The sequence below is a fragment of the Falsirhodobacter sp. 1013 genome, assembly GCF_051195255.1.
GTDB lineage: Bacteria > Pseudomonadota > Alphaproteobacteria > Rhodobacterales > Rhodobacteraceae > Falsirhodobacter.
Window position 1 is genome coordinate 224,389 of record NZ_JBNJLK010000004.1, and the last position, 12,238, is coordinate 236,626.

Here is a 12,238-nt window from a genome sequence, read left to right on the forward strand (position 1 = left end):
CGCCTCGAAAGCTAGTCTGGTCACATCAATGCAACTATAGATTGTTAGAAGGAACACCGCCAAGGGTCATGATGCTGATCATCGTTGCAGATGACGACGCCCTACAGCGCCGCTACGTGTCGGTCGTGATGACGAAGCTGGGTCATCAGGCGCTCGAAGCGTCGAACGGAGAGGAGGCCCTTGCCCTGCTGATGCAGAGCGAGGCGCAGATCCTCGTCTGCGACCTCGACATGCCGCTGATGAACGGCCTGCGCCTCACGCAGGAGATCCGGGCCCGGGGCCTCGACCGTTACGTCCACATCATCATGATCACGGGCAGCGGCCAGAACGAGGATCGCAAGCGCGCGCTGGAAGCCGGCGTCGACGATTTCATGACAAAGCCCTTCGACGCCTCCATGCTGCGCGTCCGCATCGGCGCCGCCGCGCGGCTGGTGGAACACGAACAGCAGATGAAGGAAAAGACCCGCATCCTTCACGAGGCGCATGAACGTATCCGCAGTGATCTGGAAGCCGCCGCCCGCGCGCAGCGCCGGATGCTGCCGCTGGGCACGCGCTTCGTGGGCGAATACGGGTTTGCCGCGACGTTCCTGCCGTCGACATTCGTGTCGGGTGACATGTTCGGTTATTTCACCCTGGGGTCAGACCGCATCGGGTTCTATGCCATCGACGTGTCGGGCCACGGCATACAGGCCGCATTGACCTCGGTCGCCTTCGGGCATCTGGTGACCTCCGAATACTTCGCCACCCATGCAACCGGCCCGGACGGCCAGCCCGACCCCGCCCAGCTTGCGCGGATCCTGAACGGACGGTTCTACAAGCCCGACGACGACTCCTATCTGACGATGTTCGCCGGCGTGCTGGACGAACGGACGGGCGATCTGGTGTTCTGCCAGGCCGGCTATCCCATGCCGATGCTGGCGCGTCCCGACCAGACGGTGGGCCTGATCGGCGACGGCGGCTTCCCCATCGGCCTGTGGGAAACGGCGGAGTATCACAACCTGTCCCTGCGTCTGCTGCCCGGCGAACGGATCGTCCTGTGCTCTGACGGCGCGACCGAGGCGGAGGATGCGAACGGCACCGCTTTTGGCGAGGAGCGGCTGGGCGCGCTTGTCGCCCGTGAAACCGCCTGTCGCACCGAAGACCTGCCGGCACGGGTCGCGGCCTCGCTGGCCGACTGGCGCGATGGCCGCCCGCTGGATGACGACCTTACCGTTCTGGTACTGGAGAGGAGACCAACCCCGTGATCACCACCGACACCCACGGACAGGGCATCTGCCTTGTCAATCCGAACATGCCGCGCCTGACCGCCGCCACCGCCACCGCCTTCAAGGACGAGGTGGCCCAGATGATCGACCAAGGCTACGACAAGCTGGTCATCGATCTGGGTGACGTGTCCTTCGTCGATTCCTCCGGCCTCGGGGCGCTGGTGGGCCTGCTGAAGAAGGTCGGCAACCGGGGGGAGATCATCCTCTGCCAGCCGGCCGACAGCGTCATGCAGATGTTCCGCATCACCCGCATGGACCGCGTGTTCAAGTTCCTGCCGGACCGCGCGCAGGCACTGGACGCGCTGAACGCCGGCTGACATGCAGCTGTTCAGCGTCCTCATCCCGCCGGATCTGGCCGAGGTCGATGCCATCGCCCCCCGGCTGACGGCGCAGGTGGAACCGCTTCTTTCCGAAGACCGGCTGCCCGCGTTCGAGATCGCGGTGGTGGAGGCCCTGACCAACGTGATCCGCCACGGCGGCCTGCGGCCCGACCAGACGGTGGGCGTCGCCTTGCACCAGACACAGGGCGGGATCGAGGCGACGATCACCGACGAAGGCCGCGCCCCGCCCGATGACCTGTTCACGAAACCGCTGCCCGAGGATGACGGCGATCCCATGGCGGAATCCGGCCGCGGCATCGGCCTGATCCTCATGTGCGCGGACCGGGTCACCGCCACCCGGGAAGACGGATGCAACCGTCTGGTCCTGCGCTTCGAAGGGTGACGCGATGAAGTCCCCGCGTCCGCATTCCGATTTCCGCATCGCCATCGGCTTTGTCGTCTTCCTTGTGATGATGACCCTGGCGATGGTGCTGGCGGCGCCCTTCGTGCTGCACCGGGAACTGGAACCGGTGGACGTGTCCGCCATGCGGAGCGAGCTGTTCGACCTCAACCTCAGCTACAACAACGCGTTGCACGCGTCCGAGGACTGGTTCCGGGGCGAAGGCAACGTGCTGCTTCTGGGTGAACAGGCGCGCCAGCTTCTGCACCGGACCAACGTGTTCCTGGCCCGTCCGGGCGTTGCCGAAGTGCTTCCCGACAACGCCGCCCCCCTGCAGGAGGTGGCCCGCCTGCTGCGCGTCCGCCTGCAGGAAGCCACCTCCCCCGCGGACCGGACGCTGACCAGTGCCGGCGCGTCGCGGGTGGCCGACGCCATCACCATGCGCAGCGCCCCCTACCTGCGCTACGTGTCCGAAGCGTTCCACCGTCTGGGCGCGGTCGCGGCGCAGGAACGCAACCGCATCAACAAGACGCGCGATGCGGTGCAGTGGCTGTCCGGCCTGTTGCTGGTCATCATGGCGCTGGCGGCGACCATCCTGATGCTGCAAAGGCGCCGGCTGCAGCGGACCGGCAACTCGCTTCAAACCACGGCGCAGGAATTGTCGGACGCCCACCGGATCGCGCGCATCGGATCGTTCCGTTGGGACTTCGTCCGCGATCAGGTGCAATGGTCCGACCGTCTGGCCGACATCTTCGGCCTTGAACCCGGCGGCCGGATGACCGGCGCCGAATTCGAGGCGCTGGTTCATCCCGAGGATCTGGCCAAGGTGCGCGACAGCGAACGCCGTGCCACCCAGCGCGCGGCGGAAAGCGGCCGGCCCGCCCAGCGTGAGATCAGCTATCGCCTGCGCCGCCCCGATGGCCGGATCGTGGACGTGCATTCCATCTCCGAGATCACCTCGGATGGCGAAAACCGGCCTGTCTTCATGACCTCCACCGTCCGCGACGTGACCGAAGAGATGGCCCGCCGGCGCGCCTTGGCCGAAAGCGAACGCAACCTGGTCGAGGCGCAGCGCATCGCGGGCCTTGGCAGTTTCCGCCGCATCGTCCAGACCGGACAGGTCATCTGGTCGCACGAGATGTACCGGATGCTGGGTCTTGAACCCGGAACCGTTCCCCCGCCGGTGGAAGAGATCATCCATGCCGACGATCTGCCGCAGCTGAAGGCGGATCTGCACGCTCTTTCGTCGAACGGTGGCCCCCCGGGCGGGCGCGTCCCTACCAGCATCCGCTGCCGGATGCTCCACCGCGACGGCTCGCTGCGCTTCGTGCACGGCGCGGCCGAGATGAGCTATGACGACCATGGACAGCCCATCATGCTGACCGGCACCCTGCGCGACATGACGACCGAAGTCGCCCAGCAGGAGGCGATCACCCGTGCCGCCGAAGAGGCCCGCCGCGCGAATGCCGCCAAAAGCGACTTTCTGGCCGTCATGAGCCACGAGTTGCGGACCCCGATGAACGGCGTCCTCGGCATGCTCAGCGTGCTGTCCGACACGCCCCTCAGCGCAGAGCAGCGCACCCAGCTGGCGATCGCCCGCTCCAGCGCCGAGGCCCTGCTCGCGATCCTGAACGACATCCTCGACATGTCCAAGATCGAAGCGGGGCGGATGGAGCTTGAAAAGGCGCCCTTCGACCTGCCCTTGCTGATCGAGGCGGTCGTCGCGCTCTACATGCCCCAGGCCCAGGCGAAGGGGCTGATCCTGCGCCACGAGATCGGGCCCCGTGTTCCCCCTTGGGTCGAAGGCGATCCCGGCCGCTTGCGCCAGATCCTGCTGAACCTGATCAGCAACGCGGTCAAGTTCACCGCCGAAGGCCATGTCACGCTGTCGGTCGCGCTGGCCGAAGGGGGCGCGGGCGATCCGGTGCGCCTTGTCTTCCGCGTGCGCGACACCGGCATGGGCATCCCGGCCGAACGCCAGCCGCTGGTCTTCGAACGGTTCAACCAGCTGGACGCCACCTACAACCGCAAATTCGGCGGCACCGGCCTTGGCCTCGCCATCAGCCGCAACCTGACCGAGATGATGGGCGGCACGATCCGTTTCTCCAGCACCTATGGCGAGGGGACGGAGTTCGTGATCGAGATGGCCTTCCCCCTTGCCCAGCCCGAGGCGCCTGAGACGGCCGCGGCCTCCGTCACGGCCCGCCCCCTCGACATCCTGGTGGCCGAGGACAACGCCACCAACCAGATCGTCGTGCGCACCATGCTGGAACGCCTGGGGCACCGCGTGTCCATCGTCGACAATGGCCGCAAGGCGGTGCTGGCGGCGGACCAGCGGGCCTATGACATCGTCCTCATGGACATCTCCATGCCCGAAATGGACGGGCTGGAGGCGACGCGCCGGATTCGCGCAGGCACGGGCCCGTCGCGGGCCGTGCCGATCCTGGCACTGACCGCCCATGCGGGCCCCGCCGAAGGCGAACGCTGCCGCGAGGCGGGCTTGGACGGGCTGCTGAGCAAGCCGATCCGTCGGCAGGCGCTGGAGGAGGCCCTGGACCGTCACGCGGCGCAGTCCCCCGCCACGCCCGCCGCCCCGGCCTTCAGCCTGGACGACCTGCGCGCCGAATTCTCGGACGAGGAGTTGTTCGGCCTGATCGAGGTGGCGCTGTCGGATCTGGCCCGCCACGCCGACACGCTGACGGATCCGCAGGCGCCGGACGCGGATGTGACCCGCGCCTGCCATTCCGTCGCCGGTCTGGCGCGCACCTTCGGCGCGCAGGCCCTGGGGGCCACCGCTTCCGCGCTGGAACAGTCGCTGCGCGCCGAAGGTCCCGCCGCGCACCGGCCCGCACTTCTAAGTCTCCACGCTGACTTGATGACAGTGATGCAGGCTCTACGTCACTTGAACACAACTGGGGGTTGATAACCTATGCAACAGAATGCGTTGACCCGGCTGAAGCACTGGACCATCCTTGGGGCGGCCACCTGCCTTGCCTGCACCTTCGGCTGGTCTGCAGCCTTTGCACAGGACCGCGGAGTGACCGACGCGCCGCCCACGGCCGAACCTGTCAGTCCCGAAACCTCCACCCCCTTGAACGAGGATCCGGCCCCGCCCCCGGCCGCGACAACCGCCACCCCGCCGGCCGCAGCCCCCCCGCCCATTGACACGACCACGCCCATCGGCCGGCGCGGGCCGCTGACCGACCGCGAACGCAAGATGGCCGAAACCGCCTGGGCCTATTTCGTGGAACGGTTCCAGGAAAAGACCGGCCTCGTGAACGCCGTGGGCTCCTACCCGTCCACGACGATGTGGGACACGGCCTCCTATGTCAGCGGCCTCGTATCCGCCTATGAACTCGGCATCATCGACAAGCGCGAATTCGACCGGCGGGCGAACCTGCTGATCGACACGCTGCGCAACCTCAACCTCTTCCGCGGCGAACTGCCGAACAAGGTGTACAACACCCAGACCGGGGAAAAGGTGAACTACGCCAACCAGCCGGGAGAGGTCGGCTTCTCCGTCCTGGACATCGGGCGGCTGATGGTCTGGCTGCGGATCATGAAGGAACGCTACCCCTATCTGGCCGCCGGCATCGACAACATCCCGATGCGCTGGAACTTCTGCAACATGGCGAACGAGGATGGCCGGCTGTTCGGCTCCATCGTGACGGGCAAGGGAGAGACGCGCTACGTGCAGGAAGGCCGCCTCGGATACGAGGAATACGCGGCCAAGGGCTTCGCGCTGTGGGGCTTCGATCCTTACGCCGCGCTGAAGGCTGGGCCCTACACCTTCGTGGACATCTACGACATCGACGTGCCGGTGGACGCGCGCGATCCCCGCATCTTCAACAACCAGAACTACGTCCTGACGGAAGGGTATCTGCTGGACGGGCTGGAACTGGGCTGGGACATGCCGGGTGACCGCGACAGTGGGCCCGGCGTGGCGAGCCAGGGGTGGCGGGCCGAATTCGCCAACCGCATCTATCTGGTTCAGCAGCGCCGGTTCGAACGGACCGGCATCCTGACCGCCCGGTCCGAACACCAAGTCGAAGGCGCGCCGTTCTTCGTTTACGACGCGATCTATGCCGACGGCTATCCGTGGAACACCCTGGACCCCAGCGACGTCTACCAGCCCGACCGTTCGGCCATCGCGGCCAAGGCCGCCGTGGGCATGTGGGCCTTGTGGGACACGCCCTACACCGACCTTCTGTTCGACGCCGTGGCCGACCTGTCCACCCCCGACAGCGGCTTCTACGAAGGGCTTTACGAAAACGGCAACGGCGTCATCCCGCTGGAAACCGCCAACAACAACGGCATCATCCTGGCCGCCCTGCTGTACAAGGTGCAGGGGCCGATCCTGCAATACCGCAACACCAACACGCAGCTGTGGAACACCGCGTTCGAGAATGCGGACACCCGCGCCCGCAAGTGCATGCCCGACCCGATGAAGGCTGTGGCCGCGCCCTGCTGCAACTGCGGCACCCAGCCTGCCCTTGAACCTGACGTTCCCCCCGCCGCGTTCGAGTTCTGCCGTCCCATTGTGGCCGCCACCGGCATCTCCGCCGCCGCCTGCGCGCGCACGCCCCATCTTGTGCCGCCGCCCGAACCCCTGCCGGTCCAGACGCAGGCCTGCCCGATGCCGCCCTTGTCGCCCACCCTGTCGCCCCCGCCCCCGACGCCGGACGCGGTGACGCAATCCACGAACCCGGTCTTCGTGCCTGCCATCGCACCGGCCGCGCCCCCGCCCCAGCCGGAGGCCGCTCAATGAGGGACGCGACCATGGCCGCCGTCGGCACCGTCAAGCCGCGCCTCGTGTGGTTCGACGCCAACCGCGCGCTGGCCGCGGTGGGCGTGGTGCTGATCCATTCCACCACCGACTTCTCGGGCGGCGTCTTCCCCGACGCCGAACCGATGGAGCGGATCGTCCCCGTCTTCCTCCGCTCCCTCGCCGAATTGTCGGGATCGGAGATGTTCTTCACCTTCTCGCTGTTCCTGATGGCGTTCAAGCTGGACCGCCGCCGCCCGTCCTATGGCGAGGCGATCCGCGAACAGGCGCGCCGTCTGCTGGTGCCCTTCGTGGTCTGGACGCTGTTCTACGCCTTCTTCCGGCTGATCAAGGCGACCGAGTTCGGCTATCCGCAGGCCATCTGGGCGCAGCTTGCCGATCCGGAAAAATGGCTGGGCTATTTCGTGCTGGGCGAGGTGCAGTATCACATGCACTTCCTGCCCACGCTGTTTCTTCTGTTCCTGTTCTTCCCGCTGATGCGGCTGGGCCAGCGCTTTCCCATGTTCGGCCTTCTGATCATCGCGACACTGGGCACGATGCAATACGCCCAAGGCTGGATCTGGGGACTGGGGCTGGAGCCGGACCTGCGCGACTACATCATCCGCGCCACGAAGGTTCTGGGCTATGTCGGTTATGGCCTGGCCGCCTTCGCCCTGTTCGGCCTGTGGAAGGACGGCATCCCGCGTGGTGAATCCCGCCTGCTGCGCCGGGGCGCGATCTACATGATCGCCATCGCCTACATGGCCACGCTGCCCTTCTTCGGCGCCGCACTGTTCAACGGCACCTGGAACGTCCGGCAGAACTGGGCCTATTACGGCCACTTCCTGATGCCCCTGTTCGTGTTCCTGTGCTTCATGGCCAGCCAGTACGGCAACTGGTCCCCAAGGTGGAGCTGGTTCGCCCGCTACACCTTCGGCGTCTACCTGATCCATCCGCTGGTGATCGACCTCTATGACGTGGCGATGCACCGCGCCGGCCTCACGGCGATCGAGCCGTGGATGATCGTCACCTTCCGCTTCATCGTCGCCCTGCCCGGCGCGTTCCTGATCGCCTACGGGCTGTCGAAGATCCCGTTCCTGGCGTGGACCATCGGCCTCGGCCCCACCCCGTGGGACCGGCGCGCCGGCGTGCGGAACTGACGCGATGGCGGACTTCTATTTCCAGCGGTTCGAAGACCGCAAGCCCCCGGCCCCGCTGCCCTATTCCATGGGACGCGAGATGGCGTGGCAGTTTCTCGCCACGCTCGCCCTCGTCGTCGGCGCCTGGTACATCCACTGGCGCTGGATGCATTCGCTGAACTGGGACGCGCTGTGGTTCGCCCTCCCGCTCGTGATGGCGGAAACGATGGCCTATGTCGGGCTGATCCTGTTCGTCATCAACCTGTGGCGCGACCAGCCCGTGGTGCTGCCCGATCCCCCCGCCCTGGTGGAGGAAACGGACCCCGCCACGCCCGAACCGGGCCGCCCGCTTGCCGTCGACGTGCTGTTCGCGACCTATAACGAGGATCCGGACCTTGTGCGGTTGGGAATCCGCGACGCGAAGGCCGTCACCTATCCCCACCCCATCGACATCCGCATCCACGTGCTGGACGACGGCCGCCGCCCCGAAATGCGCGCCGTGTGCGACGAGGAGGGCGTCGGCTACATCACCCGCAGCACGAATGAAGGCTACAAGGCCGGCAACCTGCGCAACGCGATGGAAAAGACCTCGGGCGATTTCATCGTGATCTGCGACGCCGACACGCGGCCCTTCCCCACGATCCTGCAACACACGCTGGGCCATTTCCGCGATCCGCGCGTGGCCTGGGTGCAGACGCCGCAATGGTTCTACGACCTGCCCGAGGGCGAGACGCTGACCCAGCGGCTGGATCGTCGCCTTGGCCGCCTTGGCCGTTGGACGGGGCGCGCGGTGGAATCCGTGACCGGCACCATCACCTTCGGCGCCGACCCCTTCGTCAGCGACCCGCAGATGTTCTATGACGTGATCCTGCGCCGGCGGAACTGGGCCAACGCCGCCTTCTGCTGCGGCGCAGGCTCCATTCACCGGCGCGAGGCCGTGATGGAAGCGGCCCTCCGTTCCTTCGGCGCCAGCGTCGAACGCCGCGTGATCCAGACCGAGGAGGAGATCACCCTCGCCAGCCGCGAACGCAGCGTGGCCCCCGAACTGATGTCCGCCATCCGGACCGAGGCGGTGGTGGCCGAGGTCCTTACCCCCTACCGCTTTCACGTGTCCGAGGACATCTACACCTCCATCGTGCTGCACGCCGACCGGGAACGGGGCTGGAAATCCGTCCTGCACCCCACCATCGAAAGCAAGATGCTGTCCCCGCAGGACCTGCTGTCCTGGACGATCCAGCGGTTCAAGTATGCGGGCGGCAGCCTCGACATCCTGTTCCACGACAACCCGCTGTTCCGCAGCGGCCTGACGCTGCCCCAGCGCCTGATGTACGGATCGACCTTCTGGTCCTATCTGGGGTCGATCTGGAACGTCGTGTTCCTGCTGGCGCCCGTGATCTATCTGTTCACGGGGATCGCCCCCGTGTCGGCCTACACGGCGGACTTCTTCGTCCACGTGGTGCCGTTCCTTGTCACGCTGGAACTGGCGATGATGATGGGCACCTGGGGGATCGCGGGCTATGCCAGCAAGACCTCGTACCTCGCCTTCTTCCCCATCGGGCTGAAGGCGTTGTGGGCCGTGGCGAGGGGCCAGAAGATCTCGTTCCCCGTGACGCCCAAGGACCGGCAAAGCGGGACCTTCCTGCGCCTTGTGCGCCCGCAGCTGGCGGTGATCGTGCTGACGCTGGTGTCGGGGGTCTGGGCTTTGGCCTGGCTGCTGATGGGCTATGGCAGCTGGAGCACGACCGGCGTCGTCACGAACATCCTGTGGGGCATCAACAACTGCATGGCGATGGCGGGGATGATCCGCGCCGCCCTGTGGAACCCCGAGCCTGATACTGAGGCTGAGACCGAGACTGAGGAGGTCACCGCATGAGCACGTTCCGCCGCAACCTGGCCCGCGCCCGCAGCCACATCGTCTTCATCGCGGCCCTTCTGGCGGGACTTGCGCTGGTGCTCTATCTGGAGGGCCTTCTGCGCAACCCCTTCGTGCGCCCGCCGCCCGAAAGCCCGCTTTCGCTGATCGAAGATGTGCCCATGCCCTTGTCCGTTCCCGGCGCCGCCACCGAGGAGCAGCTGGAACAGGCGCGCATCGCATGGAAATACTTCCAGAACAACATCAACCCCGACACGGGGCTGGCGAACTCCGCCAACAACTACCCCTCCACCACCATGTGGGAAACGGGGTCGTTCCTGATCGGCATGATCTCGGCCCACCGTCTTGGCATCATCGACGACGCCGAGGTGGAGGCCCGCCTGTCGCGGGCGCTGGACAGCCTGGCCAGGCTGCCGCTGTTCGAGGACAGCCTGCCCAACAAGGCCTATGACGTTCGCAGCCTGGAGATGGTGAACTACCTGAACGAACCCACGGCGGTGGGCCTTGGATGGTCCGCGCTGGACATGGCGCGCCTTTTGTCGTCGCTGGAAGCGGTGGAGCGCAACTATCCCGATCAGGCCGCCCGCGTGGACGCGGTGATTTCCCGGTGGGAGCTGTCGCGGCTGGTCCGCGGCGGGCAACTCAACGGCTCCAACGTGGTGGAGGGTCTGACGGTGGAGAACCAGGAAGGTCGTGTCGGATATGAACAATACGGCGCGAAGATCCTGATGATGTACGGGCTGGACGCCTTGCGGGCCCTGCATGTCGAAGACAACCTGACCGTCCGCGACGTCGACGGCGTCATGGTGCCCGCCGACACCCGCCTGAACCGCAACCAGGTCCCCGCCTTCATCACCAGCGAGCCGTTCCTGTTCGACGGACTCGAATTCGGTTTCGACCAGACCTCGCACCGCCTCGCCTCCGCCGTTTATCGCGCGCAGGAAATGCGGTATCGCACGACCGGCATCCTGACAGCGGTGACCGAAGGGCACATCAACGTGTCCCCGTATTTTGCCTATTCCACCGTCTGGGGCGGCGGCGCGTCCTGGGCCGTGCTGACCTTGGCCGGCGACCGTCTGGACAGCCGCCGCACCCTCAGCACCAAGGCGGCCTTCGGATGGGACGCGCTGTTCGACACCGAATACACGGACGAATTGGTGGACGGCGTCGCCGCGCTGGCCGATCCGGAACTGGGCTGGGCCGAAGGCATCTACGAAGGCTCGGGAGAGGTGAACGGCTCCCGCACCGTCAACACGAACGCCGTGGTGCTGGCCGCGCTGGCCTTCCGCAGCCATGGCCCGCTTCTGGGGGTTGGCCGGTGATGAACATCCGGGTCGCCACACTTTTCGTGCTTTTGTGCGCGTCGGGTGCGACGGCCCAGAACGCAGCTGCGCCGAAACCGCCGGCCAAGGCGCCCGCCGCGCAAACCGCCGCCCCGCCCCCGAAGGCGGCACCCACCGGCACGCCCCGCAACCTTCTGGTGACACCCCCGAATTCCGGCGACATCGCCCTGGGCGAGGCCGACGTGCCGACGGCCCGGTTTTCCGGCCCCTGGCAGACGGGGTCTTTCGAAGCCTACAGGTTCCGCCGCTTCCCCGACGCCAGCGCCTCCCTTGGGGCGGACCGGCAGATGACGGAATGGCGCATCGACATCACCTGTCTGCCAACCACCGGCGCCTGCACCTACACCTCTCAGGGCACCCCCGAGGGCGGCGCGATGGAGGCGGCGGAACGGCTGGGCGAATGGCTCGTCTCATTACCGCCACCGCCGCCGGTTCCCGAACCGGAACCGCCGAAAGCCCCCGAAACGCCTCCGGCGGCCATTCCCACCGTGCAGGCCAGCGCCGAGCCCGAGGCGACCCCCGCACCGGAAGCGCCCGACACCGCCGACGATCCGCTGAACCTGCCCCCGGCGGTGACAGGCCCGTCGCTGCTGCCAGAAACCGAAGGCACCCCGCCACCAGCCACGGCGTCGGACGCCGCGCCGGTGCCGCAGCCGCTTCCCCCACGCTCCCCCACGCCAGCCACGGCGGATGGCGCGCCGCCCGTGCCGCAACCGTTGCCGCCGCGCACGCCGACGCCACCTTCGGCACGGGTGGCCGCCGCTCCTGCGCCCAGGCCCGCTCCGGCCGCCACGGCGGCCGCTCCGGTTACCCCGGCCCCCACCGCCGCGCCGGCCGTGGCACCCGCACCCGTGGCCGCCCCTCCCGCGCCTGCAGTTGCACCCGCGCCCCCTCCCGCACCCGCGCCTGTGGTCACGGACGTCTGCGGCCGGCTTGCCGGGCTGGAAGGCGACACGCCGATGGAGCGGCTTCAGCGCCTTCTGGCCGAGGAAGGTTTCGATCCCGGTCCGCCGGACGGACAGGTGGGCCGCCGCACGATCGCCGCCGCGCGCGAGGCGCTGGACGCGCCCGTCGAGGTGTCGGCCGTGGCCCAGGCGGTGGAGCTGATCGACCGGCTTCTTTGCGACGACTGA

The 12,238-nt window shown here is 67.3% G+C and carries 9 protein-coding genes; all 9 read left to right on the top strand.

Annotated features, from left to right (window positions below; genetic code table 11):
* The first annotated feature begins 71 nt into the window (after positions 1–71).
* Genes ACSHZY_RS09195 through ACSHZY_RS09235 form a run of 9 tightly spaced genes read left to right on the top strand, consistent with a single transcriptional unit; the run spans position 72 to position 12,238 of the window.
* Positions 72–1,244 carry a PP2C family protein-serine/threonine phosphatase gene (locus ACSHZY_RS09195; RefSeq protein ID WP_435168358.1) on the top strand — a complete coding sequence of 391 codons (1,173 nt, stop codon included), beginning with the start codon at positions 72–74 and terminating at the stop codon, positions 1,242–1,244.
* Positions 1,241–1,582, top strand: coding sequence for an STAS domain-containing protein (locus tag ACSHZY_RS09200; protein WP_435168360.1), 342 nt, complete (start codon positions 1,241–1,243; stop codon positions 1,580–1,582). The genes ACSHZY_RS09195 and ACSHZY_RS09200 overlap by 4 nt, the downstream gene beginning before the upstream one ends.
* Before the next feature lies 1 nt (position 1,583).
* Complete coding sequence (locus tag ACSHZY_RS09205) at positions 1,584–1,988, top strand: ATP-binding protein (RefSeq protein ID WP_435168362.1); 405 nt, start codon at positions 1,584–1,586, stop codon at positions 1,986–1,988.
* A gap of 4 nt (positions 1,989–1,992) precedes the next feature.
* Positions 1,993–4,908: an ATP-binding protein gene (locus ACSHZY_RS09210; RefSeq protein ID WP_435168363.1), complete on the top strand. Its 2,916-nt coding sequence runs from the start codon at positions 1,993–1,995 to the stop codon at positions 4,906–4,908.
* A 21-nt stretch (positions 4,909–4,929) separates the two neighbouring features.
* Positions 4,930–6,753, top strand: coding sequence for a DUF3131 domain-containing protein (locus ACSHZY_RS09215; RefSeq protein ID WP_435168365.1), 1,824 nt, complete (start codon positions 4,930–4,932; stop codon positions 6,751–6,753).
* Positions 6,750–7,910 (top strand): acyltransferase, encoded by a 1,161-nt coding sequence (locus tag ACSHZY_RS09220; protein ID WP_435168367.1) that lies wholly within the window; start codon positions 6,750–6,752, stop codon positions 7,908–7,910. The genes ACSHZY_RS09215 and ACSHZY_RS09220 overlap by 4 nt, the downstream gene beginning before the upstream one ends.
* Positions 7,911–7,914: 4 nt before the next feature.
* Positions 7,915–9,762 carry a glycosyltransferase family 2 protein gene (locus ACSHZY_RS09225; RefSeq protein ID WP_435168369.1) on the top strand — a complete coding sequence of 616 codons (1,848 nt, stop codon included), beginning with the start codon at positions 7,915–7,917 and terminating at the stop codon, positions 9,760–9,762.
* A complete protein-coding gene (locus ACSHZY_RS09230; RefSeq protein ID WP_435168371.1) occupies positions 9,759–11,084 on the top strand; it encodes a DUF3131 domain-containing protein in 1,326 nt (441 codons plus the stop codon). The genes ACSHZY_RS09225 and ACSHZY_RS09230 overlap by 4 nt, the downstream gene beginning before the upstream one ends.
* The gene (locus ACSHZY_RS09235) at positions 11,084–12,238 is read left to right on the top strand and encodes a hypothetical protein (RefSeq protein WP_435168373.1); all 1,155 of its coding nucleotides are present in this window, start codon (positions 11,084–11,086) and stop codon (positions 12,236–12,238) included. The genes ACSHZY_RS09230 and ACSHZY_RS09235 overlap by 1 nt, the downstream gene beginning before the upstream one ends.

What these genes read in the sequence shown, in the direction of transcription:
- ACSHZY_RS09195 (WP_435168358.1), top strand. Translation starts at nt 72, where the DNA reads ATGCTGATCATCGTTGCAGATGACGACGCCCTACAGCGCCGCTACGTG.
- ACSHZY_RS09205 (WP_435168362.1), top strand. Translation starts at nt 1,584, where the DNA reads ATGCAGCTGTTCAGCGTCCTCATCCCGCCGGATCTGGCCGAGGTCGAT.
- ACSHZY_RS09210 (WP_435168363.1), top strand. Translation starts at nt 1,993, where the DNA reads ATGAAGTCCCCGCGTCCGCATTCCGATTTCCGCATCGCCATCGGCTTT.
- ACSHZY_RS09220 (WP_435168367.1), top strand. Translation starts at nt 6,750, where the DNA reads ATGAGGGACGCGACCATGGCCGCCGTCGGCACCGTCAAGCCGCGCCTC.
- ACSHZY_RS09225 (WP_435168369.1), top strand. Translation starts at nt 7,915, where the DNA reads ATGGCGGACTTCTATTTCCAGCGGTTCGAAGACCGCAAGCCCCCGGCC.
- ACSHZY_RS09230 (WP_435168371.1), top strand. Translation starts at nt 9,759, where the DNA reads ATGAGCACGTTCCGCCGCAACCTGGCCCGCGCCCGCAGCCACATCGTC.
- ACSHZY_RS09235 (WP_435168373.1), top strand. Translation starts at nt 11,084, where the DNA reads ATGAACATCCGGGTCGCCACACTTTTCGTGCTTTTGTGCGCGTCGGGT.